The organism is Stutzerimonas sp. CXK-1 (genome assembly GCF_057738225.1).
On sequence record NZ_CM173217.1, the window covers coordinates 286,807 to 312,059 of the forward strand.

Here is a 25,253-nt window from a genome sequence, read left to right on the forward strand (position 1 = left end):
TGCCTAAAAACATGGCCGGAAGCTTGGCGGCGATCGCGCCCCGTCTGGCTTCCGGCCGATGGCGTCAGCCGTTGAGCTGGATGATCGAATGGCCGGTCATCTCCTCCGGCACCGGCAACCCCAGCAGGGTCAGCATCGTTGGAGCGACGTCCGCGAGCACGCCGCCTTCGCGAATGCTCGCCTTGCGCTTGCCGACATAGATGAAGGGCACCGGCTCGCAGGTATGGGCGGTATGCGCTTGCCCGGTCACGACATCTTCCATCTGTTCGACGTTGCCGTGGTCGGCGGTGATCAGGGCTTCGCCGCCAACCTTCTCCAATGCCTCGACCAGGCGGCCCATGCAGGCGTCGAGGGTTTCGACCGCCTTGACGGCGGCCTCGAACACGCCGGTATGGCCGACCATGTCGCCGTTCGCGTAGTTGACGACGATCACGTCGTAACGCTGGTTCTCGATGGCGTCGACGATGCGATCGGTCACCTCGGGCGCGCTCATTTCCGGCTGCAGGTCGTAGGTGGCGACTTTCGGCGAGGGGATGAGGATGCGCTCTTCGCCCTCGAACGGCTCTTCGCGGCCGCCCGAGAAAAAGAAGGTCACATGGGCGTACTTCTCGGTCTCGGCGATGCGCAGCTGGGTCTTGCCATTCTTGGCCAGGTACTCGCCGAGCACGTTGTTCAGGGCCTCTGGGGCGAAGGCCGCCGGTGCCTGGATGCTCGCGGCATACTGGGTAAGCATGACGAAGCCTGCCAGTTGCGGCGTGCGGGCGCGCTGGAACTCGCTGAAGCCCGGTTCGACGAAGCAGCGAGTCAGCTCGCGCGCACGGTCGGCGCGGAAGTTCATGAACACCACGGCATCGCCATCCTCGACGCGCACCGGCTCGCCGACAGTGGTGGCCTTGACGAATTCATCGCTTTCGCCACGCTCGTAGGCGGCAATCAGGCCGTCCACGGCGTAATCGGCGTGGAATTCGCTCTGGCCCTCGACGATCAGGTTGTAGGCCTGCTCGACGCGCTCCCAGCGATTGTCGCGATCCATGGCGTAGTAACGCCCGATCAGGCTGGCGATGCGGCCCTTGCCCAGGCGGGTGAACGTGGCCTGCATCAGTTCGATGGAGCTCTGGGCGCTCTTGGGCGGTGTGTCGCGGCCGTCAAGGAATGCATGCAGGTAGATTTTCTCGGCACCGCGCTTAGCGGCCAGTTCGGCCATTGCGACCAGGTGGTCCTGGTGGCTGTGCACGCCACCGTCGGAAAGCAGGCCGAGGATGTGCACTGCCTTGCCGGCCCCGACGGCCTTGTCCACGGCTTCGCAGATCGCCGGATTGCTGAAGAAATCGCCGTCACGGATGGCTTTGGTGACGCGCGTGAAGTCCTGATACACCACCCGGCCGGCGCCAAGGTTCATGTGGCCGACCTCGGAGTTGCCCATCTGGCCATCCGGCAACCCGACGTCCATGCCGCTACCGGAGATCAGGCCGTGCGGCTGCGTGGCGAGCAGGCGATCGTAGACCGGGGTGTGGGCGGCATGGATGGCATTGAAGTCAGGGCTGTCGCTGTGTCCGAAGCCGTCGAGAATGACCAATACCAGGGGTTTGGGTGCGGAAGGCATCGCGTGAGGGCTCCTTGGCGCAGGGCGAAAAAAGGCGACCAGTCTACTGTCTGGACTGTTGCAGGTCACGATTGATCAGGGTTCAGCCGCCTGGGGGCGCTGTGTATACTGGCCCGCATTTTATCGCCTGGGTACCTGTTGATGCTCGCTAACCTGATTGAATTTGTCTCTAACCACTATGTGCTGAGCAGCCTGTTCGTCGTGCTGCTGGTGCTGCTGGTGATCACCGAGGCCCGCAAGGGCGGCAAGAGCCTGACTTCGCGCGAGCTGACGACGATGGTCAATGGTGGCCAGGGCGTGGTGTTGGACGTGCGTCCGAAGAAGGAGTTCGCCACCGGCCACATCGTCGACGCATTGAACATTCCGCACGACAAGCTGGTCAGCCGAATGGGCGAGCTGGAAAAACACAAGGGCAAGACCCTGATCGTGGTCGATGCCATGGGACAGCACGCCGGAGCGGTCTGCCGGGATCTACAGAAGGCAGGCTTCACCGCCGCCAAGCTGTCCGGAGGGATCTCGGCCTGGCGCGGCGACAATCTGCCAGTGGTCAAGTGAACATGCCCAAGGTCGTCATCTATACCACCGCCTGGTGCCCCTTCTGTGTCCGGGCCAAAGCCCTGCTCGACAACAAGGGCGTCGCCTATGAAGAAATCGCCGTCGACGGCAAACCGGCTTTGCGCGCCGAGATGGCGAGCAAGGCCGGGCGCACGTCGGTGCCGCAGATCTGGATCGGCGAGCGGCATGTCGGAGGGTGTGACGACCTGTATGCGCTCGAACGCGCCGGGCGGCTGGACGCGTTGCTCCAGGCCTGATGGCGCCGCTCTCTCTTCCATAACGACACGCACAACAGAAGGCTCATGAAATGACCGAACAAGCCAATAACGGTGCCGCCGCGAACGAGCAGCAGGGCGCGCAATTTTCCCTGCAGCGTATCTATGTTCGCGACCTGTCCTTCGAGGCACCGAAGAGCCCGGAGATTTTCCGTCAGGAATGGAACCCGAGCGTCGCTCTGGATCTGAATACCAAGCAGAAACCGCTGGAAAGCGATTTCTTCGAAGTGGTGCTGACCCTGTCGGTGACCGTCAAGACGGGCGAGGAGGTTGCCTTCATCGCCGAGGTGCAACAGGCCGGCATCTTCCTGATCAAGGGGCTGGACGCCGGCGCCATGAGCCATACTCTTGGCGCCTTCTGCCCGAACATCCTGTTCCCCTACGCTCGCGAGGCGCTCGACAACCTGGTCACGCGTGGCTCGTTCCCGGCATTGATGCTGGCGCCGGTGAACTTCGATGCGCTCTATGCGCAGGAGATGGCGCGGATGCAGCAGGGTGGTCAGGCACAGCACTGAGTGCCTTGAGGCGGGTCGCGAGCGATCCGCCTCGTCCTTCCTTACCTGACGGTTACCACCAGCTTGCCGATCGCCTTGCGCTGCCCCAGCGCGGCAATCGCCTCACCGGTGCGCTCGAGTGGGTAACGGTGCGAAATCACTGGTTTGAGCTTGCCTTCGGCGTACCAGGCGAACAGCTGCTTGAAGTTCGCGGCATTGTCATGCGGCTGGCGTTGCGCAAAGGCGCCCCAGAATACGCCGACCAGCGCGGCACCCTTGAGCAGGGGCAGGTTGGCTGGCAGCGAAGGAATCTCCCCGGCGGCAAAGCCGACCACCAGCATACGGCCGTTCCAGGCGATGCTGCGAAACGCCTCCTCGAACAGGCCGCCGCCGACCGGGTCGTAGATCACATCCACGCCTTGCCCACCGGTCAGTTCTTTCAGACGCTCTTTCAGGCTTGCCTCGGTGTAGTTGATCAGTTCGTCGGCACCGGCCTGGCCAGCGGTCTCCAGCTTCTCATCGGTGGAGGCGGCTGCGATCACACGGGCGCCCATGGCCTTGCCGATCTCGACTGCCGCCAGACCGACTCCCCCGGAGGCGCCGAGCACCAGCAGCGTTTCGCCCGGTTGCAGGTTGCCACGCTGCTTCAGAGCGTGCATCGAGGTGCCATAGGTCATGCTGAATGCGGATGCGGTCTCGAAGTCCATGCCGTCGGGGATCGGCAGCGCGTTGTAGGCCGGCACTGCGACCTGCTCGGCAAAGCTGCCCCAGCCGGTGAGGCCCATGATCCGGTCCCCTGGCTTCAGGTGGCTGACCTTCTCGCCTACTGCAGCGACCACGCCGGCCGCCTCGCCACCCGGGGAAAATGGAAAGGGGGGCTTGAATTGGTACTTGCCTTCGATGATCAGCGTGTCGGGAAAATTCACGCTGGCAGCGTGCACGTCGAGCAGGACTTCGTTGGGCTTGATGCTCGGGCTGGGCACCTCTTCGAGGACCAGGTTTTCGGGCGGGCCGAAATTTTTGCAGAGAATGGCTTTCATCGGGGTTCCTTTATAGGTGTTTTTGGCGGCCGTGATGGCTGGAGTCTAGGCGGCCGTGATTCAGGAACAACGAGCATGGCCGTCTGTAATGGCAGTGCATAAGCCGTTCGCAGGCTTGGGTCGCGCCGCTCGACTGGTTATGCTGGCGCAATCTCATTCTGGAGCTCGCCCGTGAAGCGCATCATCGCTCTTGTCTTTGCCCTAGGTCTGGCGCTGCCGGTCTGCGCCGAGGAGCCTGCCGCCGAAGAGGGGGCGCCACAGGTCGTCTATTACGCACTGGTGCCTGCGCTGGTCGGCAATTATGGCGGCGGAGAGCGATTGAAGTACTACAAGGCTGACGTGGCCCTGCGCATCACTGGCAAGGAAGCCGAGGAGAAGGTCAAGCATCACGAGCCGCTGATCCGCAATCAGCTGGTCATGCTGTTCTCTCAGCAAACCGATGCGAGCCTCGGCAGCGTCGAGGCCAAGGAGCAGTTACGTCAGGAGGCGCTCAAGCAGGTCCAGGAGGTGCTCACGCAGGAAGAGGGCAAGCCGCTGGTGGACGACCTGCTGTTCAACAATCTGATCATCCAGTGAGCAGTGCATCGCGCAGGTTGAGCACTGTCTGCCACTGCTGTTCATCCACCGGCATCACCGACAGTCGGCTGCCTTTCTTGACCAGCGCGAGTTCGGATAGGTGCGGGTCGGCCTTGAGCAGGGGCAGGCTCAGTACCTCGCCGAAGCGTTCGACGAACTCGATATCCACGGCGCTCCAGGGGTTGTTGGCGTCGCTGGCTTTCGGGTCGAAATAGTCGCTCTGTGGGTCGAGTGCCAGCGGGTCGGGATAGGCGCTCCGCGTGATTCGGCCTATGCCGGCGATACCGGGCGTGGCGCAACTGGAGTGATAGAAGTAGAACAGGTCACCGGCGGCCATCTGCCGGATGAAATTCCGCGCCTGGTAATTGCGCACGCCGTCCCAGCGGCCAGCGCCCCTGTTTTCAAGGTCGCGGATGGAAAATTCATCAGGTTCGGACTTCATCAGCCAGTAGTGCATGGCGGCTCTCCGGAGGTTTTTTGTTAGCTCTGTCGCGGCTCCGACAATCGGCTATACGCGCCATTTGCGCAGAGCGATTGCTTGACGGAAAATGCCGCGGCTGTTGAGTTGGGTCGTCGAAACCAGAACGAAAAAAACCGTTTCGACGTGGACGATTCGCCTTGCAGGGGGAGGCGATCATTATGAAGCGCAAACCGGATATTCTCTGGGTTTTGGTACTTATCTTCGGGCTCGGTGTGGTCACCACCGGCTACACGCAGAGTCTCTGGGAGCGGCAGGCCGAGCCAGGCGGCGCGCCGGTCCTCCAGACCACCACGCAGGCTCAGCGCTAGTCATCCGAGTCGTGGCGCGAGCAGGTCTCCGGGCGATACCAGTCTCGGTCCGTCACGGTCGCATCCAGCGCCACATCCCAGCTCGCAAGCGGCAGTCGGTCGACCTTCTGACATTCATGGGCCAGGCCCAATAGGGTGGGCTTGCGCCAGCTCTTCTGGCGGGCGCGGTAAGCCAGGCTGCGGTCGTAGAAGCCGCCTCCCATGCCCAGCCGGCCGCCGGCCTCGTCGAAGCCCACCAGCGGCATCAGCAATAGATCCAACGTCCAGACCTTCCGCTGAGCTTCGCGTGCTCGCACGGGTTCGGGTATTCCGTAGCGGTTCGGCCTGAGTCGCTCGCCGGGTCGTACGCGTTGAAAGATCATCCGTGTGCGCGGCCATGGATCGAGCACCGGAAGGTAGGTGGCCTTTCCTCGTCGCTGGGCAGCGCGCAGCAATGGGCGCGGATCGATTTCGCCATCGTTGGGCAGGTATAGGGCGATGTGCCGAGCACGCCGAAACAGCGGATGTTGGGCGAGCAGGCGATAGAGGCGTTGCGCGGCGAGCCGTTGCTCGAGCGGTGAAAGGCTGCGGCGAGCCTGGCGGAGTTGCCGCCGTAAAGCGGCGCGAGACAGGCCCGCGGCGCTGATCATGAAAGGTAGCTCCCCAGCATGCCGCTGCCGGCGTAGGCCCTTGAACCCGAGAGTTCAAGGTGGCGACTACAGAGAACCTTCAGGCTTTCCGTCAGGCGGACATGCACACCGGTCCCACGTGTAGCCTCCATGGTGTTGCTTATCGGGAGAGGGTCATCGCCGACTGGCGCACATGCCAGGGAGTTGCGGGGATTATACCTCAATGCTTTTGCATCTGTTCCCGTTTCATCGGGCATCGCGGCGCTACGACGAATGGTTTTCAGTGAGGGGCCGCCGAGGCTGCACGTGCGCGCCATGCTGCCGCCGGCCGCGCGGGACCTCGGCTTCCGTACGGTGACGCGCAGAGGGTAGTTCACTCGACGTTCGATCAGTTGCCTGAGGGGTTCGGGTCGGTAGCCAAGGCGCTGTCGACGCGCTCGAGCAGCATGCGCACGTGCTCGCGGGCGCTGCTGGCTTCGGCGTCGAGCTGGTCGTTCTTGTGCAGCAGTTCGTGGGTGATGTTCAGGGCAGCCATCACCGCCACGCGGTCGGCGCCGATCACCTTGCCGCTGCTGCGGATGTCGCGCATCTTGCGATCCAGATAGCGCGCGGCGCCTTCCAGGTTGCTGCGCTCCTCGGGCGGACAGGCGATGCAGTATTCCTTGTCCATGATGTGCACGGTGACGGTGTTTGGCTGGGTCATGAGTCCTGCTCCAGGGCTTTCAGGCGCGAAATCATCGATTCGACCTTCAACCGGGCCATTTCGTTCTTTTCGATCAGATGAGCGCGCTCCTCGCGCCAGGCCTGCTCGTTCGCCTGCAGCAGGCGATTCTGGGCCTTGAGTTGCTCGATGCGCTGGATCAGCTGCTCGAGCTTGGCGGTCAGCAATCGCAGATCGGCGTCTTCCATGGGATTCCTACTAGGGGGCGCGGGCAGGGCCGCCGGGCTTCGATGGTCTTGCCGCAATCGCCGATGCTAGGATACGGAGCCTTCATTCTAGTCATTGCGCTCTGGTGCGCCTAGCCGCCATGTCGATTCAAGCTTCCCCTTATGCAGCCTTCGCCAGTTTGCTGCAGAACGCTCCGCAAGCCGTCTCCCCCGCCGAACTGCACGGGCTGCTGCTCGGGCGCAGCTGTGCCGGCGCCAGTTTCGATCCCGATGCCTGGCTGACCGATGCCGCCGATCTGCTTGGCGAGATGCCCGAAGGCCCGGTCCGGCAGGCGCTGATCGGCCTGCAGGAAATGGTCAAGAACGAACTGGCCGGCGAGGACGTCGCACTGGTTCTGCTGCTGCCCAGCGACGAGGCCAGCCTGACCGAGCGCGCCGTGGCCCTCGGCCAGTGGTGTCAGGGTTTCCTGGCCGGCTTCGGCCTGACCGCGGGTGATCGTGCGCTGAGCGACGAGGCGCGCGAGGTGCTGCAGGATCTCGCTGCCATCGCGCAGATCCAGGACTCGCTGGAGGAGTCCGAGGACGGTGAGAACGACTACATGGAGGTGATGGAGTACCTGCGCGTCGCGCCGCTGCTGCTGTTCGCCGAATGCGCCAAGCCTCTGCCGCCTACCGCCAAACCTTCCTTGCACTGAGATGTCCCGATGACTCGCATCCCGAAATCGGAATATGCCCGTCGGCGCAAGACGCTGATGGAGCAGATGGGCCCCGACAGTATCGCCATCCTGCCTGCCGCGCCGATGTACATCCGCAACCGGGACGTCGAGCACGTCTATCGCCAGGACAGCGACTTCCAGTACCTCTCCGGGTTTCCCGAGCCCGAAGCGGTGATCGCGCTGATTCCCGGTCGCGAACACGGCGAGTACGTGCTGTTCTGCCGCGAGCGCGACCCCGAGCGCGAGCTCTGGGACGGGCTGCGTGCCGGCCAGGACGGTGCAGTGCGCGACTACGGTGCCGACGATGCCTTTCCGATCGGCGACATCGATGACATCTTGCCCGGCCTGATCGAAGGTCGTGAGCGCGTCTACTACGCCATCGGCAGCAACGAGTCGTTCGACCACCGGCTGATGGAGTGGATCAAGACCATTCGCTCCAAGGCCCGCCAGGGCGCACAGCCGCCCAGCGAGTTCGTCGCGCTCGACCACCTGCTGCATGATCTGCGGCTGTACAAATCGGCGGCCGAGGTGAAGGTGATGCAGGCCGCGGCCGAGATCTCCGCGCGGGCGCATGTGCGGGCGATGCAAGCGGCGCGCCCTGGCTTGTTCGAGTATCACCTCGAGGCCGAATTGGATTACGAGTTTCGCAAGGGCGGGGCAAAGATGCCGGCCTACGGCTCGATTGTCGCCAGCGGGCGCAACGCCTGCATCCTGCATTACCGGGAGAACGACCAGCCGCTGAAGGACGGCGACCTGGTGCTGATCGACGCGGGGTGCGAGATCGACTGCTACGCCAGCGACATCACCCGCACCTTCCCGGTCAACGGCCGGTTTTCGGCAGAGCAGAAGGCCATCTACGAGCTGGTACTGGCTGCCAACGAGGAGGCGTTCAAGCACATCGCGCCGGGCAGGCACTGGAACGAGGCCCACGAAGCCACCGTGCGGGTCATCACGGCCGGGCTGGTCGAACTCGGCTTGCTGCAGGGCGAGGTCGATGCGCTGATTGCCAGCGAAGCCTACAAGCCGTTCTACATGCATCGCGCCGGCCACTGGCTGGGCATGGACGTGCACGATGTCGGCGATTACAAGGTGGGCGGCGTCTGGCGCGAGCTCGAGCCGGGTATGTGCATGACCGTAGAGCCCGGCATCTACATCGCGGCCGACAACCAGAACGTCGAGCGCCGCTGGCGGGGAATCGGTGTGCGCATCGAGGATGACGTCGTGGTCACCAAGACCGGCTGCCAGGTTCTGACCGGCGGCGTGCCTAAGCGCGTCGAGGAGATCGAGGCGCTGATGGCCGCTGTGCGAGAAGAGGGGCTCTGACTTGAGCACACTGGCGATTATCGGCGGTGGGCTGGTAGGCGCCAGCCTGGCGCTGGCCTTGCAGGCCGGCGCACGTGAACGCGGCTGGATGATCCAGCTGATCGAGCCTTTCGCACCTGGCGATGAATACCAGCCGAGCTACGATGCCCGCTCCACGGCGCTGTCCTATGGCACCCGGCTGATCTACGAGCGCCTCGGCATCTGGGCCGAGATTGCCAGGCGCGCTGAGCCGATCCGGCGCATCCATGTCTCCGAGCGCGGCAAGTTCGGCGCGACCCGGCTGGATGCCTCGAACGAAGGGGTGCCGGCGCTCGGCTATGTGGTCGAGAATGCCTGGATCGGCCACTGCCTCTGGCAGGCGCTGGACGATACGGTCATCACTCGCCGCTGCCCGGCGGAAGTCGCGGCGCTGGAACCGATCGAGACGGGTTATCGCCTGACCCTTGCCGATGGCGCGACGCTCGACTGCGCACTCGCCGTGCTCGCCGACGGTGGGCGTTCGGCCCTGCGCGAGCAGCTGGGTATTCATGTGCGGCGTCGGCCCTATGGGCAGACGGCGCTGATCGCCAATGTCACGCCCGGCCAGCCGCATCAGGGCCTGGCCTACGAGCGTTTCACCGAGCAGGGGCCCATGGCCTTGCTGCCGTTGCCCGATGATCGTTGTGCGCTGGTCTGGACGCGCTCGCATGCCGATGCCGAGCAGCTGGCGCTGCTTGATGACACGCCGTTTCTCGAAGCCTTGCAGCAGGCTTTCGGCTTTCGCCTGGGCGGCTTCCGCCAGGTCGGTACACGCCACCTCTATCCGTTGGCATTGGTCGAAGCCGAGGAGCAGGTGCGCAGCGGGCTGGTGGTGCTCGGCAATGCGGCGCACAGCCTGCACCCCATCGCCGGGCAGGGCTACAACCTGTCGCTACGCGATGTCGATGCACTGGCCGATGCGCTGCTAAGCAGTCGTGCGCCGCTGGGTGACCCGGCGCTGCTGCATGACTATGCGCTGCGCCAGCAGCGCGATCAGTGGATTACCGTGGGGTTTTCCGATCAGGTAACCCGGCTCTTCGGCGACTCGGGGCCCTTCGTCTCGGCCGGGCGCAGTCTCGGGCTGATCGGCCTGGACCTGCTGCCGCCAGCCAAGCGCTGGTTCGCCCGTCAGGCGATGGGCCTTGGCGTACGACCGCGCTGAGTCGCGGGCACCAATCACAACCTTGCAGCCGGTGCGCGATGGGCGCCCAAAGGAGAAGCAGATGCAGGCGGATCTGGTCATCGTCGGCGCCGGCATGGTCGGCAGTACGCTCGCGCTGGCCCTGGCCGGTAGTGGGCTGAGCATTCTGGTCGTCGATGCCGGCGCGCTCGAGGTGTCGGCTTTCGAAGCGGCAGCGCCCTTCGAGCCGCGGGTCAGCGCCCTGTCGATGGCCAGTCAGCGCATCCTCGAGCGCGTGGGCGCCTGGCCCGGCATCGTCTCCCGCCGCGCCTGTCGATACACCGACATGCGAGTATGGGACGGATCAGGCACCGGGCAGATTCACTTCTCCGCTGCGTCGGTGCATGCCGAGGCGCTCGGGCATATCGTCGAGAACCGCGTGGTGCAGGATGCGTTGCTCGACGCCCTGCGCGCCGGGGGCGAGATCGAGCTGCTCGGCAATGCATCGCTGCAGACGCTCGAGCGCGATGGCACGGGCTGGCAGATCGAACTGGCCGACGGCCGTCGGATCCGCTCGGAATTGGTGGTCGCGGCCGATGGCGCGCAATCGACGGTGCGTCGTCTGGCGAACTGCGAGACGCGCGAATGGGATTACCTGCACCATGCCATCGTGACCAGTGTGCGCTGCGCCGAACCCCACCTGCGCACGGCCTGGCAGCGCTTCACCGATGATGGCCCGCTGGCCTTTCTGCCGCTCGAACGCGCCGGCGATCAGCACTGGTGCTCGATTGTCTGGTCGTGCACCGAGCCGGAGGCGCGCCGGCTCATGGCGCTCGATGACGAGGCGTTCCGCGCTGCGCTGGGTCGGGCCTTCGAATATCGTGTGGGCGAGATTCAATCGGTCGATCCGCGGCTGTGCATTCCGCTGCGCCAGCGTCACGCCAAGCGCTATGTGCAACCCGGCCTGGCGCTGGTCGGCGATGCCGCGCACGTCATCCATCCGCTGGCGGGGCAGGGTGTCAATCTTGGCCTGCTCGATGCCGCGACCCTGGCCGAGGTGCTGCACGCGGCACTGACCCGCGGCGAGCGGCCCGGCGAGCTGCGCGTGCTTTCACGCTACGAACGTCGTCGCATGCCGCACAACCTGGCGATGATGGCGGCGATGGAGGGCTTCGAGCGTCTGTTCCAAGCCGATCCACTGCCGCTGCGCTGGTTGCGCAACGCCGGGCTCAAGGGCGTCGAGGCGCTGCCCGAGCTCAAGTCGATGTTCGTACGGCAGGCCCTTGGCCTGACCGGTGATCTGCCGGAGCTGGCGCGCGCCTGAAACACGCTGCGACAGGCGGTCGCCCAATGTCGCATTGAGAAGCTAAATAACATTCACTACTATTTGGCTCTCCCAAGCTCCGCAAGAGGCACGCTACATGCAGGCAAGCAAAGGTTTTCTCGCCGCGTTGACCCTGACGGCCCTGTCGGGCGCCGTGCAGGCGGCCGATGAAGTCGTGGTGTATTCGTCGCGTATCGACGAGCTAATCAAGCCGGTGTTCGACGCCTATACCGAAAAGACCGGTGTGACCGTCAAGTTCATCACTGACAAGGAAGCGCCGCTGATGGCGCGGCTCAAGGCTGAAGGCGAGAACACGCCTGCCGACCTCTTGCTGACTGTCGATGGCGGCAACCTCTGGCAGGCCGAGCAGATGGGCATCCTGCAGCCGCTCGACTCCGAGGTGGTCAAGCAGAACATTCCGGCTCAGTACCGTTCCTCCAGCGATGCCTGGACCGGCCTGTCGCTGCGCGCGCGGACCATCGTCTACTCGCCGCAGCGGGTCAAGGAAGGCGAGTTGTCTACCTACGAGGCACTCGCGGGCGACAACTGGGAAGGCCGCCTGTGCCTGCGCACCAGCAAGAAGGTCTACAACCAGTCGCTGACCGCGACGATGATCGAGACCCACGGCGCGGAGAAGACCGAAGAAATCATCCGTGGCTGGGTCGACAACCTGGCCACCGACGTCTTTGCCGACGATACCGCGCTGATCCAGGCGATCGATGCCGGCCAGTGCGATGTGGGGATCGTCAACACCTACTACTACGGCCGTTTGCACAAGAGCGATCCGCAGTTGAAGGCCAAGCTGTTCTGGCCGAACCAGGGCGACCGCGGCGTACACGTCAACCTCTCGGGCATCGGTCTGACCAAGCATGCGCCGCATCCTGAAGCGGCGCGCAAGCTGGTCGAGTGGATGACCGGGCCGCAAGCGCAGAGCATCTTCGCCGACATCAACATGGAGTACCCGGCCAATCCGGCGGTGAAGCCGTCAGCCGAGGTTGCCAGCTGGGGCGAGTTCAAGGCCGACACCATTCCGGTGGAAGTCGCTGGCAAGCGCCAGGCCGAAGCGATCAAGCTGATGGATCGCGCTGGCTGGAACTGAGGTCTGGTGCGGGTGGGCGCCCGGGGCGCTTTCCCGCAGATTGCCGAGCTGATGCCGTTATACTCGACGCCCCCTCCATGGGGGCGTCGTCTTTCCTGCTGCCGAGGCCCGAGTGTCCCATCCCGTCGAGCACCGCTGGTATCCCATCGCTTTTGCCGTCGCTGCGCTGGTTCTGTTGCCGCTCAGCGTCTTGCTGCTCAGCTGGCACGAGGTCGACCGCGAGATCTGGTCGCACCTGTGGGAAACCCAGATGCCACGCTTGCTCGGCAATACCTTGACGCTGGTGGCCGGGGTCTCGATCGGCGTGACCCTGCTCGGGGTCAGCCTGGCCTGGCTGACGGCCCTGTGCGAATTCCCCGGCCGGCGCTGGCTGGACTGGGCGCTGATGCTGCCCTTCGCCATTCCCGCCTATGTCCTGGCGTTCGTCTTCATTGGCCTGCTGGATTTCGCCGGGCCGGTGCAGAGCCTGGCGCGCGAATGGTTCGGCAGCGACATCCGCTTCCCGCGGGTGCGCTCGACCGGTGGGGTGATCGTCGTGCTGGTGCTGGTCTTCTATCCCTATGTCTACCTGCTGGCACGCTCGGCCTTCCTGGCCCAGGGCAAGGGATTGATGGAGGCGGCACGGGTGCTGGGCCAGTCGCCGCTACAGGCGTTCTGGCACGTTGCGCTGCCAATGGCGCGCCCGGCGATCGGTGCGGGGCTGGCCCTCGCCCTGATGGAAACCCTGGCCGACTTCGGTGCGGTCTCGGTGTTCAACTTCGATACCTTTACCACGGCGATCTACAAGACCTGGTACGGCTTCTTCAGCCTTACCAGCGCGACCCAGCTAGCCAGCCTGCTGTTGCTGGCGGTGATGCTGGTGCTCTACGGCGAGCGGCGGGCCCGCGGTGCGGCGCGGCCGGCAAACGAGCGCGCGCGCAGCGCGGCGTTGTATCGGCTGCACGGCTGGAAGGCGCTCGCCGCGACCGCTTGGTGTGTGCTGGTGTTTCTCTGTGCCTTCGTCGTGCCTGTCCTGCAATTGTTGACCTGGTTGTGGCAGCGCGGACGCTTCGATCTCGATGAGCGATATGCCGCGCTGATCATGCACACCCTGTCGCTCGGCGGACTGGCTGCGACGGTCACGGTGGGCGTCGCCCTGCTGCTTGCCTTTGCTCGCCGGCAGGCGCCGGTGCGCTCGATTCGCGCCGCAGTGGGGCTGGCGAACCTCGGCTATGCGTTGCCGGGGTCGGTGCTGGCCGTGGCGATCATGCTTGCGTTCAGCTACCTCGACCGCGAACTGGTGATTCCGCTGTCGACTTGGCTGGGCGGGGCTGGCAAGCCGATTCTGCTCGGCAGCCTCGGCGCGCTGCTGGTGGCTTACCTGATCCGCTTCATGGCGGTTGCCTTCGGCCCGCTGGAGAGCAGCCTTGCGCGCATCCGTCCCTCCCTGCCGCAGGCCTCGCGCAGCCTGGGCGTCGGTGGGCCGGCACTGTTCCTCCGGGTCTACCTGCCGCTGCTCCTGCCCGGCGCCCTGAGTGCCGCGCTGCTGGTGTTCGTCGATGTGCTCAAGGAGATGCCGGCTACGCTGATCATGCGACCCTTCGGCTGGGACACGCTGGCCGTACGCATCTTCGAAATGACCAGCGAAGGGGAGTGGGCGCGTGCCTCGCTGCCAGCGCTGACGCTGGTGCTGGTCGGGTTGTTGCCGGTGGTGCTGCTGATACGCCGTTCGGCCAGGCGCTGAGCTCGCCGACAGCGCGCCGTGACCTGTCATGACCTTGGGGCTACAATGCGCGCCAATTCGAACGCCGGCCCCCCGCGGGCCGGTCCTATCGCCCGTCACACCCAGCCGCTTCGGCGACCTGCCCGGAAGGAGACACCCATGGGTCAGCGTACTCCCCTTTACGATCAGCACCTCGCGCTCGGCGCCAAGATGGTCGATTTCGGCGGCTGGGACATGCCGCTGCACTACGGCTCGCAGGTCGAGGAGCATCACCAGGTGCGTCGTGACTGTGGGGTGTTCGATGTGTCGCACATGACCGTCGTCGACGTCGCCGGTGCGCAAGCTGCCGATTACCTGCGGCGGCTGCTGGCAAACGACGTGGCGCGCCTGCAGAGCGTCGGCAAGGCGCTGTACACCGCCATGCTCAACGAGCGCGGCGGAGTGGTCGACGACCTGATCGTCTACCTCACCGACTGGGGCTATCGCCTGGTGGTCAACGCCGCCACCCGCGAGAAGGACCTTGCCTGGATGCAGCGGCAGGCCGAGGGGTTCGCGGTAGAGATCCGCGAGCGGCCGGAGCTCGCCATGCTGGCGATCCAGGGGCCCAGCGCCCGCGAGCGTACCGCCGAGCTGGTCGACCAGAACCGTGCCAGCCTGATCGAGCAGCTCAAGCCCTTCCAGGGGCTCGCCGAGGGAGACTGGTTCATCGGTCGTACCGGCTATACCGGCGAAGATGGCCTGGAGATCATTCTGCCGGCCGAGCAGGCGCCGGACTTTCTCAGCGAACTGGTGGGCGCCGGCATTCCGCCGATCGGCCTGGGCGCGCGCGACACCTTGCGCCTGGAAGCCGGCCTGAATCTGTACGGCCAGGATATGGACGAAGACGTCTCGCCGCTTGCCGCGAACATGGGCTGGACGGTGGCCTGGGAGCCAGCCGAGCGGGATTTCGTCGGCCGCCAGGCGCTCGAGCAGCAACGCGCTGCGGGCGATCTGCCACGGCTCGTCGGCCTGGTTCTCGAAGAGCGTGGCGTCCTGCGCGCGCACCAGGTTGTGCGGGTCGCCGGGCTGGGCGATGGTGAAATCACCAGCGGCAGTTTCTCGCCTACGCTTGGCAAGTCGATCGCCTTGGCGCGGGTGCCGGCCGGCACCGGCGAGCGCGCCGAGGTCGAGATTCGCGGCAAGTGGTATCCGGTACGCGTGGTGCAGCCGACCTTCGTGCGTCACGGCAAGGTACTGGTGTAAATTCGGCAGACGTCTCGCGCCAACCGCGTCACCCACTGTCGACAGCCTTGAGGACCTTACAAGATGAGCAACATCCCCAGCGATCTGCGTTACGCCTCCAGCCATGAGTGGGCCCGCCTCGAAGCTGACGGCAGCATCAGCGTCGGCATTTCCGACCACGCCCAGGAGGCGCTGGGCGATGTGGTCTTCGTCGAGCTGCCGGAAGTCGGCCGCACCCTGAGCGCCGGCCAGGAGGCCGGGGTCGTCGAGTCGGTGAAGGCTGCGTCGGACATCTACGCGCCGGTCTCCGGCGAGGTGATCGCGGTGAACGAACAACTCACCGACTCGCCCGAGCAGGTCAACAGCGATCCCTATGGCAGCTGGTTCTTCCGACTGCAGCCGAGCGACCCGGCGGAGCTCGAAAAGCTCCTCGATGCCGCCGCCTACGAGGCCGCCTGCGCACAAGCCTGATTCCATGCAAAAGCCCCGCTTCGTCGGGGCTTTCGTTTTTTGAGAGTACCGCCATGCCGCATATGCCGAATCTTTCACAACTTCAGCAACCTGACGCCTTCCTGCGGCGCCACCTCGGGCCGGATGCCAGCGAGCAACAGGCGATGCTCGAGGCCCTGGGCCTGGGCAGCCGCGATCAGCTGATCGACGAGACGGTACCGCCGGCCATCCGCCTGCAGGGTGAGCTGGCGCTGCCCGCTGCGCTCGACGAGCCGGCCGCGTTGGCGAAGCTGCGTGGCTATGCCGAGCAGAACCAGTTGTGGACCAGCCTGATCGGCATGGGCTACCACGGTACGCTCACGCCTGCCGTCATCCTGCGCAACGTGCTGGAGAACCCCGGCTGGTATACCGCCTACACGCCCTATCAACCCGAGATCGCCCAGGGGCGGCTGGAGGCGCTGCTGAACTACCAGCAGATGGTCATCGACCTGACCGGGCTCGATCTGGCCAATGCCTCGCTGCTCGACGAGGCGACCGCCGCCGCCGAGGCGATGACCCTGGCCAGGCGTGTCGCCAAGAGCAAGAGCAATCGCTTCTTCGTCGACGAGAACTGCCATCCGCAAACCATTTCGGTGGTGCAGACCCGTGCCGAGGCCTTCGGCTTCGAGCTGACGGTCGCTCCGCTGGAAGAACTGGCCCAGCAGGAAGTGTTCGGTGCCCTGCTGCAATATCCGGATACCCACGGCGAGATCCACGACCTGCGCCCGTTCATCGAGCAGCTGCACGCCGGTCAGGCGCTGGCCTGCGTCGCGGCCGATCTGCTCAGCCTGCTGCTGCTGTCCCCGCCGGGTGAGCTGGGCGCCGATGTGGTGCTGGGCTCGACGCAGCGTTTCGGTGTGCCGATGGGCTACGGTGGTCCGCATGCGGCTTACTTCGCCAGCCGTGACGACTACAAGCGCGCGATGCCCGGACGCATCATCGGCGTGTCCAAGGACGCGCGCGGCAACACCGCACTACGCATGGCGCTGCAGACGCGAGAGCAGCATATCCGCCGCGAGAAAGCCAATTCGAACATCTGCACCGCGCAGGTGCTGTTGGCCAACATCGCCGGTTTCTATGCCGTCTACCACGGGCCGGAAGGGCTCAAGCGTATCGCCCAGCGCGTGCACCGGCTGACCTGCCTGCTGGCCGCCGGGTTGGAGCGCAAGGGCGTCGTGCGGCTCAACCAGCACTTCTTCGACACCCTGACGCTCGAGGTCGGCGGTGCGCAGACTGCGATCATCGAGAGCGCCGTGGCGGCGCGCATCAATCTGCGTGTGCTGGGCCGCGGCAAGCTCGGCGTGAGCCTCGACGAAACCTGCTCCGAAGCGACCGTCGAGCAGTTGCTGGCGATCTTCCTCGGCGCCGACCATGGTCTGGACCTCGCCGAACTCGATGCCGGGGAGCTGCCCAGCGGCATCCCGGATGAGCTGCAGCGCACCAGCGGCTACCTGGCCCACCCGGTGTTCAATGCGCACCACAGCGAGACCGAGATGCTGCGCTATCTCAAGCAGCTCGAGAACAAGGACCTGGCGCTGAACCAGGCGATGATTCCGCTCGGCTCCTGCACCATGAAGCTCAATGCCACCAGCGAGATGATTCCGATCACCTGGCCGGAATTCGCCAACGTGCACCCCTTCGCTCCGCGCGAGCAGGCGGTCGGCTACCGGCTGATGATCGACGAGCTCGAGCGCTGGCTGTGCGTGATCACCGGCTTCGACGCCATCAGCATGCAGCCCAACTCCGGCGCCCAGGGCGAGTACGCCGGTTTGCTGGCTATCCGCAAGTATCACGAGAGCCGCGGCGAGCCGCAGCGCGACGTCTGCCTGATTCCCTCGTCGGCGCATGGCACCAACCCGGCCTCGGCCCAGATGGCCAGCATGAAGGTGGTCATCGTCGACTGTGACAAGGCCGGCAACGTCGACCTGGAGGACCTCAAGCGCAAGGCCGCCGAGGCTGGCGAGCGGCTGTCTTGTCTGATGATCACCTATCCGTCGACCCACGGCGTCTACGAGGAGAACGTGCGCGAGATCTGCGCGGCGATCCACGCCCAGGGCGGCCAGGTCTACATGGACGGCGCCAATCTCAACGCGCAGGTCGGGCTGGCGCGTCCGGCGGACATCGGCGCCGATGTCTCGCACATGAACCTGCACAAGACCTTCTGTATCCCGCATGGCGGCGGCGGCCCTGGCATGGGGCCGATCGGCGTCAAGGCGCATCTGGCGCCCTTCGTTGCCAACCATCCGGTGGTCGATCTCGAGGGGCCTCAGCCGGGCAATGGTGCAGTCAGCGCGGCGCCCTGGGGTAGCGCGAGCATCCTGCCGATCAGCTGGATGTACATCGCCATGATGGGGCCGAGCCTGCGTGATGCCACTGAAGTGGCGATCCTCAACGCCAACTACCTGGCCAACCGTCTGGGTGGCGCCTTCCCGGTGCTATACAGCGGACGCAACGGCAGGGTTGCGCACGAGTGCATCCTCGACTTGCGACCGCTGAAGGCCGAGACCGGCATCAGCGAGGAAGATGTCGCCAAGCGTCTGATGGACTACGGCTTCCACGCGCCGACCATGTCCTTCCCGGTGCCCGGCACGCTGATGATCGAGCCGACCGAAAGCGAGTCGAAGGCCGAGCTCGACCGCTTCGTCGAAGCCATGTTGAGCATCCGCGCCGAGATCGCCAAGGTGCAGGAAGGCCAGTGGCCGGCAGACAACAACCCGCTGGTGCGCGCCCCGCACACCCTGGCCGACGTGATCGGCGACTGGGATCGCCCCTACAGCATCGCCGAGGCGGTAACGCCAAGCGCCCATGCCCGTGCGCATAAGTACTGGCCGGCGGTGAACCGCGTGGACAACGTCTATGGCGACCGCAATCTGTTCTGCGCCTGCGTGCCGGTGGAGGCTTATCGCGATTGAGTGGGCGGGCTGGGCGGGCGCCGTTCAGCGGCGTCAACCCGCCCGGTTGGCCGAGGAAGATGATCGGCGCTGAACCAGCATCTGGCGCCGATGCATTTCTGCTTGGCGTGGGGCCTTGCATCCCGTTCGGGCCTGGCGCGGCAGTGAGACAGGCGCCCGCTTATGCGCCTGTCTCTTGGTCGCTGTCGGCCGGCTCTTCCAGCCCCAGCCAGCTGGCCAGCACCTGCTGCGCTTCGTCTACGCCCTGACGTTTGGGCGCGGAAAACAGCTGCACGCTGACGCTTTCGCCCCAACCCTTGCGGATGTCGCGCTGGATTGCCAGCAGGGCATTCTTTGCCGCGCCGAAGGCCAGCTTGTCGGACTTGGTCAGCAGGATGTGCAGCGGCATCTCGGCGGCGCCGGACCAGTCGAGCATCATCCGGTCGAACTCGGTCAGCGGGTGGCGGATATCCATCATCAGAAACACGCCGACCAGGCTTTCCCGGCTACCCAGGTAGGCTTCGAGGTGTCGTTGCCAGTGCTGTTTCAGCGGAATCGGAACCTTTGCATAGCCGTAGCCGGGCAGGTCGACCAGCCGACGTTCGTCATCCAGTCGAAAGAAATTGAGCAGCTGGGTGCGGCCGGGAGTCTTCGAGGTGCGCGCGAGGTTGGCGTGGGTCAGCGTATTGAGCGCGCTGGACTTGCCGGCATTGGAGCGACCGGCAAAGGCGACCTCGCGACCTTCGTCGGCGGGGCACTGGTCCACCTTGGCGGCGCTGATGAGAAAGCTGGCCTGTTGGCAGAGGCCGAGAATCGGGTTCTTCGGGGGCATGGGGAGTCCGGTGGCGGCGCAGGGGGTGCGGCAATGGTTCATTTCCGTTTCGCAAGCGGGAGTATATAATGCCGCGGATTTTGTGTGCGCTTTGCTCTCTGGAGCCTTGGCACATGCGCGCCGATGCGGTGCCGAACAGCCGCAGCCGCCCTGGCGGAACGCTGCCCGGTGCGTCCATAACGAGCGCCGTCATGACCTCGCCGGTATGCGCGGCCCGAGAACACCACAAACCTTTAGCCGTAGTTGGATGAGCTGATGAACAAAATACTCGTGAGTCTGCTGTTGACCCTTGGCATCACCGGTATGGCCCACGCGGCTGGAAACGCCGAAGCCGGGCAGGGCAAAGTTGCAGTGTGTGGCGCCTGCCACGGTGCCGATGGCAACAGCGCGGCCCCGAATTTCCCCAAGCTCGCCGGTCAGGGCGAGCGCTATCTGCTCAAGCAATTGCAGGACATCAAGGCCGGCAGTACCCCGGGTGCGCCTGAAGGCGTCGGCCGCAAGGTGCTGGAGATGACCGGGCTGCTCGATCCGTACAGCGATCAGGATCTTGCGGATATCGCCGCCTACTTCTCCAGCCAGAAGATGACCGTCGGCATGGCCGATCCCAAACTGGTCAAGCAGGGCGAGAAGCTGTTCCGTGGCGGCAAGGTCGATGTCGGCATGCCGGCCTGCACCGGTTGCCACGCGCCGAACGGCGTCGGCATCGAGGCGGCGGGCTTCCCGAAACTCGGCGGTCAGCACGCGGCCTACGTGGCCAAGCAGCTCACCGATTTCCGTGAGGGCAACCGTACCAACGATGGCGACACGATGATCATGCGCAACATTGCCGCCAAGCTGAGCAACAAGGACATCGAAGCGCTGTCCAGCTACATCCAGGGCCTGCACTGATCGTAGCGGGCTAGCCTGAAAAGGGCGGTCGGACGCAAGTCCGGCCGCCCTTTTTGCATTCTGCGTCCGGCTCTAGAATGTCGTGCACGCGACCGGCGGAAAACGCTGGCGAGCTGCCGCGTTTTATAGGAGCCTGTCGCGCAAACGTTCTGAGGGTCAAGGAGTCTTCCATGCGCAAACTCGTACTCGCCGCCGTTCTGGCTACCTGCAGCCTGTTCGGCCTGCCGGCCGTAGCTGCCGACTTCCAGGCCGGCAAGGAGTATGTCGAGCTCAAAAGCCCGGTACCGGTTTCCGAGCCCGGCAAGATCGAGGTCGTCGAGCTGTTCTGGTACGGCTGCCCGCACTGCTACAAGTTCGAGCCAACGATCAATCCGTGGGTCGAGCAGCTTCCCGATGATGTCGCCTTCAAGCGCATCCCGGCGATGTTTGGCGGCGTCTGGAATGCGCACGGGCAGATGTTCATCGCGCTGGAAAGCATGGGTGTCGAGCGCAAGGTGCACGACGCCGTGTTCCGCGCCTACCACGAGCAGGGCAACAAGCTGGCTACGCCCGAGGCAATGGCCGACTTCCTCCAGACCCAGGGGGTCGACCGGGACGCCTTTCTCAAAGCCTATAACTCCTTTGGCGTGAAGAGCCGCGTCGAACAGGCCAAGAAGCTGGGCATGGCTTACCAGATCAGCGGCGTTCCAGTGATGATCGTCAATGGCAAATACCGCTTCGATCTGGGCTCGGCCGGTGGTCCGGAGCGCACCCTGCAGGTGGCCGACTTCCTCATCGAGAAAGAGCGTTCGGCGCAGTAAATCACCATGTTGCGCCGCTGGAGCGCCACGCGGGCGGCCAGGGCCGGGCAGGCCCAGGTCAACCCGCATTGCCTTGATCGCAGCGGTCTGCCCCGCGACGGCCGGCTGCGCTTGCTCAGTTTCAATATCCAGGTTGGTATCAGCACCGAAGGCTACCGTCACTATCTGACGCGCAGCTGGCAGCACCTGTTGCCGCATTCCGGGCGTGCGATCAACCTGCAGCGAATCGGCGAGTTGCTCGAAGGCTACGACCTCGTTGCGCTGCAGGAGGTCGATGGCGGCAGCCTGCGCTCCGATTACATCAACCAGGTCGAGCGTCTGGCTCACCTGGGTGCTTTTCCCTACTGGTATCAGCAGCTAAACCGCAACCTCGGGCGTTTCGCCCAGCACAGCAATGGTGTCCTGAGTCGCCTGCAGCCGCGCGAACTGGAAGATCACCCGCTGCCCGGGCCATCCGGGCGTGGCGCCATCCTGTTGCGCTTTGGTGACACACCCGACGCGCTGATGGTCGTGGTGATGCACCTGGCGCTCGGTGGTCGTGTGCGAGCCCGCCAACTGGCCTATATCCGCGAACTGATCGGCGATTGTCGGCATGTCGTGCTCATGGGCGACATGAACACCCACGCCACCGAGCTGTTGGAAGTGTCGCCGTTGCGTGATCTCGGTTTGCTGGCGCCGCAGGTGCAGGCGACCTTTCCCAGTTGGCGCCCGCAGCGCTGTCTCGACCATATCCTGCTCAGCCCCGGCCTGGCGCTGGAAAGGGTGGAAGTGCTGCCGTTGCCGATATCCGATCATCTGCCGGTGGCGGTGGAGATCCGCCTGCCCGACGCGCTGCATGCGCAGGCTCTGCCGGCCAAGCAGGAGCAAGCCGGATGACCGTAGAAGAGCAGCGCTGGCGGGAAAAGTATCTGCAGCTACTGGAGCAGCAGGAGCGCCAGGAGGCGCGCTGGGAGCAGCGCCTGGACCTGTTGCGGCGCAGCCTGGTCCGCAGCAGCCTGGCGGTCGAGGGCGCCGACCCGGGAGTCGAGCAGTGCCTGAGGAAGATGCGCGAGATCCTGCGGGACGGTGATCTCGACAGCGGGCTCGACGTGCTGGTGCCGCGCCTGGAAAAGGCCGTGCTGGATTCCGAGCGACACCGCCATGAGCGCAGCCTGCGCTTGCATGAAGCGCTGCAGCGCCTGGTGGCTCAGTTGCTGGCTCTGGAGCTGCCGGGCGAGGTTCGGCGGGCGCTCAAGCGCTTTGGCAAACAGCTGGACCGCCGTGCGTCCCAGCTGCGCGAGCTGCCGTCGCTGCTCGGGGAACTCGGCGCGCTGCAGGCGCAGGCGCTGCAGGTCCGTCAGCCGGAACCGGCGCCGGGACTGCTGCGGCGCCTGTTCGGCAAGCGCAACGAGGCAGACGGCGTGTTGGGCGAGCCAATTACGCCCGTGCTGGCCGAAGAGCCAGCCTCACCACCTCCGCTGGACGAGCCGGGCCCGGACGTGGCACCGACGCCATTGTCGCTGGCGGCCGAAGTGGTAGAGCAATCTGCCGACGCCGACGCCGACGCCGACGCCGACGCCGACCCGGACACAGCAGCTCCGACGGTACCGGCCGAGCCCGTGGTCTTCCAGGCCGCCAGTGCGGCCGACTACGCCCTGCCCGAATCGCCGGATCAGCCCTATAGCGCCATTGCCGAGCACGTCGAGAGCACGCTGCGTAGCCTGCTCGATGCGCTGCGGCTGCCCGAGCACCGGCAGCCGCAGGCCGAGGCCCTGCGGGTACGCATTCAGCACGGCCTCAACTGGTACGAACTGGTCCCGGTGCTCGACGACCTCGCCGGGCTGATGGTCGCGGTCAGCGACCAGAGCCAGCGCGAATTCGAGGCCTACCTGCAGACGCTCAACGAGCGCCTGGTGGCGATGCAGAACAGCCTGGCCGCCGCTCATCAGGGGCATACCCAGGGGCGGGAAGCGGCGGATGTCCTGGACGCCCAGCTGCGCGAGCAGGTCGGCGGCCTGCAGACCAGCATGCACCAGGCGACCGATCTGGCCAGCCTGAAGCAGGCAGTGCAGACGCGCCTGGACGGGCTGCTGCACACTGTCGACTGCTACAAGCAACAGCGCAGCGAGCAGGAACAGGCACTCGGCGAGCGCCTGCAGCAGCTGGTCACCCGGGTCGGTGTGCTCGAAGAGGCGGCGCGCGGCCTGCGTGAAAACCTCTCCGAGCAGCGGCAGAAAGCGCTGGAGGATTCACTGACCGGCCTGCCGAACCGCGCCGCCTGGAGCGAGCGCCTGGAAATCGAGGTGTCGCGCTGGCAGCGCTATGGCGGCGACCTGCTGCTGGCAGTCATCGATATCGACCATTTCAAACGTATCAATGACGACTTCGGCCATCTCGCCGGCGACCGCGTGCTGCGCATCATCGCCACCGAGCTGCGCAAGCGGCTGCGCAAGACCGACTTCATCGCCCGTTTCGGCGGCGAGGAGTTCGTCCTGTTGCTGCCGGCGACCGCCATCGCCGCTGGCCAGGGTGTGCTGGAAGCGCTGCGGACGGCGATCGAGGCTTGCCCGTTCCACTTCAAGGGCGAACGGGTGCAGGTGACCTTTTCCGCCGGCGTTACCGCCTTCACCGGGGAGGACGATGGCGAGCAGGCCTTCGAACGGGCCGACCAGGCCCTGTATCGAGCCAAGCGCGCCGGGCGCAATCGGATCGAGGCGGGCTGACGGGTTGCCTGGGATGGCAGCGGCCCGGCACGTATAATCCGCGCCCCGTCGCCTATCTGCGTCATCCAGTCGTCGACCAGAGGTCACCCATGAAAGCCTTCGGCCTTGTTGCCCTGCTGCTGTTGCTCGCCGGCTGCGCCAGCGGCCCGGAAATCGACACGCGCTACAGCGCGGTCGCCCAGGACAGCCGCGCCCAGTTCATCGTTCTGCACTACACATCGACCGATTTCGAGCACTCCCTCGAGCTGCTCTCTCGAGGCGAGGTCAGCAGCCATTACCTGATCGACCGGGCTCCGGCGAAGATCTATCGATTGGTCGACGAGAATCGCCGTGCCTGGCATGCCGGCGAGAGCGAATGGCAGGGCCGAACCTGGCTGAACTCCAGTTCCATCGGTATCGAGCTGGTCAATCCGGGCTATGAGCAGACCGCCGATGGCCGTCGGCTCTGGTACCCCTACCCGGAGCCGCAGATCGATGCCTTGATCCTCTTGCTCAAGGACATCATGCAGCGCCACGGGCTGAAACCGGGGGCGATCGTCGGCCACAGCGACATCGCGGCGCAGCGCAAGGTGGACCCTGGTCCGTTGTTTCCCTGGAAGCGCCTGGCCGATGCCGGGCTGCTGCCCTGGCCGGACGCCCGGCTGGTCGCCGCGCACCGTGAAGTCTTCAGTCGTGCGCTGCCGGCTACCGAATGGTTCCAGACGCAACTGGCGCAGCAGGGCTACCGGGTGCCGCGGCACGGGATGCTCGACGAAGAAACGCACAACGTGATCGCCGCTTTCCAGATGAAATATCGGCCGGCGCGCTTCGACGGTATGCCCGATGCCGAAACCGCGGCGATTCTCGCCGCCCTGGAGGCGCAGCGCTAAGGCCTAGCGCCGCGTCGCGCCGATCAGCCTCGAATCGGCCAGGGCCGCCGTGCGATGTACCGTGGCGGCGCGATATTCCTCGTCGGCGAGCATGGCCAGAAAGGCTTCCCTGGACGGATAGCTGACCAACAGAATGTCGTCCCACTGCTCGTCCGCCGGGGCGATGAGCGCAGCGTGGGCCTGGGCCATCAGCGTTACCTCGCCGCCAGCGGCCTTGACCTTGGCCAGCGCGGTACGGCTGTAGCGGGCGTAGGCCTTGCGGCCGCTGCAGGCTGCATGCGCGCTGCCCGAGGGGTAGTTGGCCTCGGCGTGATAGCGCAGCAGGTTGAGCATCAGCACCGGCGTGCCGGCGGGCATTGCCTCGGCATAGTGGGCCAGCTGCTGCGCGCTGGGATTCAGACTCGGCATGGGGTCTCCTCGAACGGGCGCCG

At 65.3% G+C, this 25,253-nt stretch carries 27 protein-coding genes and 1 other RNA gene; 19 read left to right on the forward strand and 9 right to left on the reverse strand.

Annotated features, from left to right (window positions below; translation table 11 throughout):
* Positions 1–64 precede the first annotated feature (64 nt).
* A complete protein-coding gene (gene gpmI, locus AC0KXH_RS01385; protein WP_312198439.1) occupies positions 65–1,603 on the reverse strand; it encodes a 2,3-bisphosphoglycerate-independent phosphoglycerate mutase in 1,539 nt (512 codons plus the stop codon).
* 141 nt (positions 1,604–1,744) lie between these two features.
* Here gpmI and AC0KXH_RS01390 point away from each other — a divergent pair, with 141 nt between their 5' ends.
* The 3 genes from AC0KXH_RS01390 to secB are packed head-to-tail and all read left to right on the forward strand — an operon-like array spanning position 1,745 to position 2,948.
* A complete protein-coding gene (locus AC0KXH_RS01390; protein ID WP_041108748.1) occupies positions 1,745–2,158 on the forward strand; it encodes a rhodanese-like domain-containing protein in 414 nt (137 codons plus the stop codon).
* Between the two features lie 2 nt (positions 2,159–2,160).
* A complete protein-coding gene (grxC, locus tag AC0KXH_RS01395; RefSeq protein ID WP_041108746.1) occupies positions 2,161–2,415 on the forward strand; it encodes a glutaredoxin 3 in 255 nt (84 codons plus the stop codon).
* Positions 2,416–2,465: 50 nt separating this feature from the next.
* The gene (gene secB / locus AC0KXH_RS01400; RefSeq protein WP_043217925.1) at positions 2,466–2,948 is read left to right on the forward strand and encodes a protein-export chaperone SecB; all 483 of its coding nucleotides are present in this window, start codon (positions 2,466–2,468) and stop codon (positions 2,946–2,948) included.
* A 41-nt stretch (positions 2,949–2,989) separates the two neighbouring features.
* Here the strand turns inward: secB and AC0KXH_RS01405 are convergent, their stop codons facing one another.
* A complete protein-coding gene (locus AC0KXH_RS01405) occupies positions 2,990–3,967 on the reverse strand; it encodes an NADPH:quinone oxidoreductase family protein (protein ID WP_437270225.1) in 978 nt (325 codons plus the stop codon).
* A gap of 171 nt (positions 3,968–4,138) precedes the next feature.
* Here AC0KXH_RS01405 and AC0KXH_RS01410 point away from each other — a divergent pair, with 171 nt between their 5' ends.
* Positions 4,139–4,543, forward strand: a complete 405-nt coding sequence (locus AC0KXH_RS01410) for a flagellar basal body-associated protein FliL (RefSeq protein ID WP_041108741.1) — start codon at positions 4,139–4,141, stop codon at positions 4,541–4,543.
* Here AC0KXH_RS01410 and AC0KXH_RS01415 read toward each other — a convergent pair.
* On the reverse strand, positions 4,533–5,000 hold the full coding sequence (locus AC0KXH_RS01415) for an EVE domain-containing protein (RefSeq protein ID WP_488224025.1): 468 nt from the start codon (positions 4,998–5,000) through the stop codon (positions 4,533–4,535). The two genes, AC0KXH_RS01410 and AC0KXH_RS01415, sit on opposite strands and share 11 nt — an antisense overlap.
* A gap of 182 nt (positions 5,001–5,182) precedes the next feature.
* On the opposite strand from AC0KXH_RS01415, the gene AC0KXH_RS01420 reads away from it, so the two are divergent.
* Positions 5,183–5,332, forward strand: a complete 150-nt coding sequence (locus AC0KXH_RS01420) for a hypothetical protein (RefSeq protein WP_165562265.1) — start codon at positions 5,183–5,185, stop codon at positions 5,330–5,332.
* Here AC0KXH_RS01420 and AC0KXH_RS01425 read toward each other — a convergent pair.
* The 4 genes from AC0KXH_RS01425 to AC0KXH_RS01440 all read right to left on the reverse strand — a co-directional run bounded on the left by AC0KXH_RS01425 (position 5,329) and on the right by AC0KXH_RS01440 (position 6,849).
* Positions 5,329–5,961: a 5-formyltetrahydrofolate cyclo-ligase gene (locus AC0KXH_RS01425; RefSeq protein ID WP_488224026.1), complete on the reverse strand. Its 633-nt coding sequence runs from the start codon at positions 5,959–5,961 to the stop codon at positions 5,329–5,331. The two genes, AC0KXH_RS01420 and AC0KXH_RS01425, sit on opposite strands and share 4 nt — an antisense overlap.
* A gap of 6 nt (positions 5,962–5,967) precedes the next feature.
* Positions 5,968–6,146: non-coding RNA, 6S RNA (gene ssrS, locus AC0KXH_RS01430), on the reverse strand.
* 182 nt (positions 6,147–6,328) lie between these two features.
* Positions 6,329–6,643: a cell division protein ZapA gene (locus tag AC0KXH_RS01435; protein ID WP_041108737.1), complete on the reverse strand. Its 315-nt coding sequence runs from the start codon at positions 6,641–6,643 to the stop codon at positions 6,329–6,331.
* The gene (locus AC0KXH_RS01440) at positions 6,640–6,849 is read right to left on the reverse strand and encodes a TIGR02449 family protein (protein ID WP_041108734.1); all 210 of its coding nucleotides are present in this window, start codon (positions 6,847–6,849) and stop codon (positions 6,640–6,642) included. The genes AC0KXH_RS01435 and AC0KXH_RS01440 overlap by 4 nt, the downstream gene beginning before the upstream one ends.
* Before the next feature lie 119 nt (positions 6,850–6,968).
* Here AC0KXH_RS01440 and AC0KXH_RS01445 point away from each other — a divergent pair, with 119 nt between their 5' ends.
* From AC0KXH_RS01445 to gcvP, 9 genes are all read left to right on the forward strand, one after another.
* Positions 6,969–7,523, forward strand: a complete 555-nt coding sequence (locus tag AC0KXH_RS01445; RefSeq protein WP_041108896.1) for a YecA/YgfB family protein — start codon at positions 6,969–6,971, stop codon at positions 7,521–7,523.
* A gap of 9 nt (positions 7,524–7,532) precedes the next feature.
* On the forward strand, positions 7,533–8,867 hold the full coding sequence (gene pepP / locus AC0KXH_RS01450) for a Xaa-Pro aminopeptidase (protein ID WP_043217931.1): 1,335 nt from the start codon (positions 7,533–7,535) through the stop codon (positions 8,865–8,867).
* 1 nt (position 8,868) lies between these two features.
* Positions 8,869–10,047, forward strand: a complete 1,179-nt coding sequence (gene ubiH, locus AC0KXH_RS01455; RefSeq protein ID WP_041108730.1) for a 2-octaprenyl-6-methoxyphenyl hydroxylase — start codon at positions 8,869–8,871, stop codon at positions 10,045–10,047.
* Positions 10,048–10,108: 61 nt separating this feature from the next.
* Positions 10,109–11,329 carry a 2-octaprenyl-3-methyl-6-methoxy-1,4-benzoquinol hydroxylase gene (locus AC0KXH_RS01460; protein WP_488224027.1) on the forward strand — a complete coding sequence of 407 codons (1,221 nt, stop codon included), beginning with the start codon at positions 10,109–10,111 and terminating at the stop codon, positions 11,327–11,329.
* A gap of 97 nt (positions 11,330–11,426) precedes the next feature.
* Positions 11,427–12,428 carry an extracellular solute-binding protein gene (locus AC0KXH_RS01465; RefSeq protein WP_043217933.1) on the forward strand — a complete coding sequence of 334 codons (1,002 nt, stop codon included), beginning with the start codon at positions 11,427–11,429 and terminating at the stop codon, positions 12,426–12,428.
* A gap of 112 nt (positions 12,429–12,540) precedes the next feature.
* Positions 12,541–14,151 carry an ABC transporter permease gene (locus AC0KXH_RS01470; RefSeq protein ID WP_200627399.1) on the forward strand — a complete coding sequence of 537 codons (1,611 nt, stop codon included), beginning with the start codon at positions 12,541–12,543 and terminating at the stop codon, positions 14,149–14,151.
* Positions 14,152–14,289: 138 nt separating this feature from the next.
* Positions 14,290–15,372, forward strand: a complete 1,083-nt coding sequence (gene gcvT / locus AC0KXH_RS01475) for a glycine cleavage system aminomethyltransferase GcvT (protein WP_041108722.1) — start codon at positions 14,290–14,292, stop codon at positions 15,370–15,372.
* Positions 15,373–15,435: 63 nt separating this feature from the next.
* Complete coding sequence (gcvH, locus tag AC0KXH_RS01480) at positions 15,436–15,822, forward strand: glycine cleavage system protein GcvH (protein WP_041108720.1); 387 nt, start codon at positions 15,436–15,438, stop codon at positions 15,820–15,822.
* Positions 15,823–15,875: 53 nt separating this feature from the next.
* Positions 15,876–18,752, forward strand: coding sequence for an aminomethyl-transferring glycine dehydrogenase (gene gcvP / locus AC0KXH_RS01485; protein ID WP_488224028.1), 2,877 nt, complete (start codon positions 15,876–15,878; stop codon positions 18,750–18,752).
* Positions 18,753–18,912: 160 nt separating this feature from the next.
* On the opposite strand, the gene yihA is transcribed toward gcvP, so the two are convergent.
* Positions 18,913–19,563, reverse strand: a complete 651-nt coding sequence (gene yihA, locus AC0KXH_RS01490) for a ribosome biogenesis GTP-binding protein YihA/YsxC (protein ID WP_061338037.1) — start codon at positions 19,561–19,563, stop codon at positions 18,913–18,915.
* A gap of 255 nt (positions 19,564–19,818) precedes the next feature.
* Here yihA and AC0KXH_RS01495 point away from each other — a divergent pair, with 255 nt between their 5' ends.
* The 5 genes from AC0KXH_RS01495 to AC0KXH_RS01515 all read left to right on the forward strand — a co-directional run bounded on the left by AC0KXH_RS01495 (position 19,819) and on the right by AC0KXH_RS01515 (position 24,822).
* The gene (locus AC0KXH_RS01495) at positions 19,819–20,451 is read left to right on the forward strand and encodes a c-type cytochrome (RefSeq protein WP_041108714.1); all 633 of its coding nucleotides are present in this window, start codon (positions 19,819–19,821) and stop codon (positions 20,449–20,451) included.
* A 170-nt stretch (positions 20,452–20,621) separates the two neighbouring features.
* Positions 20,622–21,251 carry a thiol:disulfide interchange protein DsbA/DsbL gene (locus AC0KXH_RS01500; RefSeq protein WP_061338036.1) on the forward strand — a complete coding sequence of 210 codons (630 nt, stop codon included), beginning with the start codon at positions 20,622–20,624 and terminating at the stop codon, positions 21,249–21,251.
* Positions 21,252–21,257: 6 nt separating this feature from the next.
* Positions 21,258–22,127, forward strand: a complete 870-nt coding sequence (locus tag AC0KXH_RS01505) for an endonuclease/exonuclease/phosphatase family protein (RefSeq protein WP_041108710.1) — start codon at positions 21,258–21,260, stop codon at positions 22,125–22,127.
* Positions 22,124–23,953: a diguanylate cyclase gene (locus AC0KXH_RS01510; RefSeq protein ID WP_488224029.1), complete on the forward strand. Its 1,830-nt coding sequence runs from the start codon at positions 22,124–22,126 to the stop codon at positions 23,951–23,953. The genes AC0KXH_RS01505 and AC0KXH_RS01510 overlap by 4 nt, the downstream gene beginning before the upstream one ends.
* 89 nt (positions 23,954–24,042) lie before the next feature.
* Positions 24,043–24,822 carry an N-acetylmuramoyl-L-alanine amidase gene (locus tag AC0KXH_RS01515; protein WP_488224030.1) on the forward strand — a complete coding sequence of 260 codons (780 nt, stop codon included), beginning with the start codon at positions 24,043–24,045 and terminating at the stop codon, positions 24,820–24,822.
* A 3-nt stretch (positions 24,823–24,825) separates the two neighbouring features.
* Here AC0KXH_RS01515 and AC0KXH_RS01520 read toward each other — a convergent pair whose 3' ends face one another.
* Positions 24,826–25,230, reverse strand: coding sequence for a DUF1330 domain-containing protein (locus tag AC0KXH_RS01520; protein ID WP_488224031.1), 405 nt, complete (start codon positions 25,228–25,230; stop codon positions 24,826–24,828).
* Positions 25,231–25,253: the final 23 nt, after the last annotated feature.

What these genes read in the sequence shown, in the direction of transcription:
- gcvH (WP_041108720.1), top strand. Translation starts at nt 15,436, where the DNA reads ATGAGCAACATCCCCAGCGATCTGCGTTACGCCTCCAGCCATGAGTGG.
- AC0KXH_RS01440 (WP_041108734.1), bottom strand. Translation starts at nt 6,849, where the DNA reads ATGGAAGACGCCGATCTGCGATTGCTGACCGCCAAGCTCGAGCAGCTG.
- AC0KXH_RS01390 (WP_041108748.1), top strand. Translation starts at nt 1,745, where the DNA reads ATGCTCGCTAACCTGATTGAATTTGTCTCTAACCACTATGTGCTGAGC.
- gcvT (WP_041108722.1), top strand. Translation starts at nt 14,290, where the DNA reads ATGGGTCAGCGTACTCCCCTTTACGATCAGCACCTCGCGCTCGGCGCC.
- AC0KXH_RS01495 (WP_041108714.1), top strand. Translation starts at nt 19,819, where the DNA reads ATGAACAAAATACTCGTGAGTCTGCTGTTGACCCTTGGCATCACCGGT.
- AC0KXH_RS01420 (WP_165562265.1), top strand. Translation starts at nt 5,183, where the DNA reads ATGAAGCGCAAACCGGATATTCTCTGGGTTTTGGTACTTATCTTCGGG.
- AC0KXH_RS01415 (WP_488224025.1), bottom strand. Translation starts at nt 5,000, where the DNA reads ATGCACTACTGGCTGATGAAGTCCGAACCTGATGAATTTTCCATCCGC.
- grxC (WP_041108746.1), top strand. Translation starts at nt 2,161, where the DNA reads ATGCCCAAGGTCGTCATCTATACCACCGCCTGGTGCCCCTTCTGTGTC.
- AC0KXH_RS01425 (WP_488224026.1), bottom strand. Translation starts at nt 5,961, where the DNA reads ATGATCAGCGCCGCGGGCCTGTCTCGCGCCGCTTTACGGCGGCAACTC.
- AC0KXH_RS01510 (WP_488224029.1), top strand. Translation starts at nt 22,124, where the DNA reads ATGACCGTAGAAGAGCAGCGCTGGCGGGAAAAGTATCTGCAGCTACTG.
- AC0KXH_RS01500 (WP_061338036.1), top strand. Translation starts at nt 20,622, where the DNA reads ATGCGCAAACTCGTACTCGCCGCCGTTCTGGCTACCTGCAGCCTGTTC.
- AC0KXH_RS01405 (WP_437270225.1), bottom strand. Translation starts at nt 3,967, where the DNA reads ATGAAAGCCATTCTCTGCAAAAATTTCGGCCCGCCCGAAAACCTGGTC.
- secB (WP_043217925.1), top strand. Translation starts at nt 2,466, where the DNA reads ATGACCGAACAAGCCAATAACGGTGCCGCCGCGAACGAGCAGCAGGGC.
- AC0KXH_RS01505 (WP_041108710.1), top strand. Translation starts at nt 21,258, where the DNA reads ATGTTGCGCCGCTGGAGCGCCACGCGGGCGGCCAGGGCCGGGCAGGCC.
- AC0KXH_RS01515 (WP_488224030.1), top strand. Translation starts at nt 24,043, where the DNA reads ATGAAAGCCTTCGGCCTTGTTGCCCTGCTGCTGTTGCTCGCCGGCTGC.
- gpmI (WP_312198439.1), bottom strand. Translation starts at nt 1,603, where the DNA reads ATGCCTTCCGCACCCAAACCCCTGGTATTGGTCATTCTCGACGGCTTC.
- AC0KXH_RS01465 (WP_043217933.1), top strand. Translation starts at nt 11,427, where the DNA reads ATGCAGGCAAGCAAAGGTTTTCTCGCCGCGTTGACCCTGACGGCCCTG.
- AC0KXH_RS01520 (WP_488224031.1), bottom strand. Translation starts at nt 25,230, where the DNA reads ATGCCGAGTCTGAATCCCAGCGCGCAGCAGCTGGCCCACTATGCCGAG.
- AC0KXH_RS01460 (WP_488224027.1), top strand. Translation starts at nt 10,109, where the DNA reads ATGCAGGCGGATCTGGTCATCGTCGGCGCCGGCATGGTCGGCAGTACG.
- AC0KXH_RS01435 (WP_041108737.1), bottom strand. Translation starts at nt 6,643, where the DNA reads ATGACCCAGCCAAACACCGTCACCGTGCACATCATGGACAAGGAATAC.
- gcvP (WP_488224028.1), top strand. Translation starts at nt 15,876, where the DNA reads ATGCCGCATATGCCGAATCTTTCACAACTTCAGCAACCTGACGCCTTC.
- AC0KXH_RS01445 (WP_041108896.1), top strand. Translation starts at nt 6,969, where the DNA reads ATGTCGATTCAAGCTTCCCCTTATGCAGCCTTCGCCAGTTTGCTGCAG.
- pepP (WP_043217931.1), top strand. Translation starts at nt 7,533, where the DNA reads ATGACTCGCATCCCGAAATCGGAATATGCCCGTCGGCGCAAGACGCTG.
- yihA (WP_061338037.1), bottom strand. Translation starts at nt 19,563, where the DNA reads ATGCCCCCGAAGAACCCGATTCTCGGCCTCTGCCAACAGGCCAGCTTT.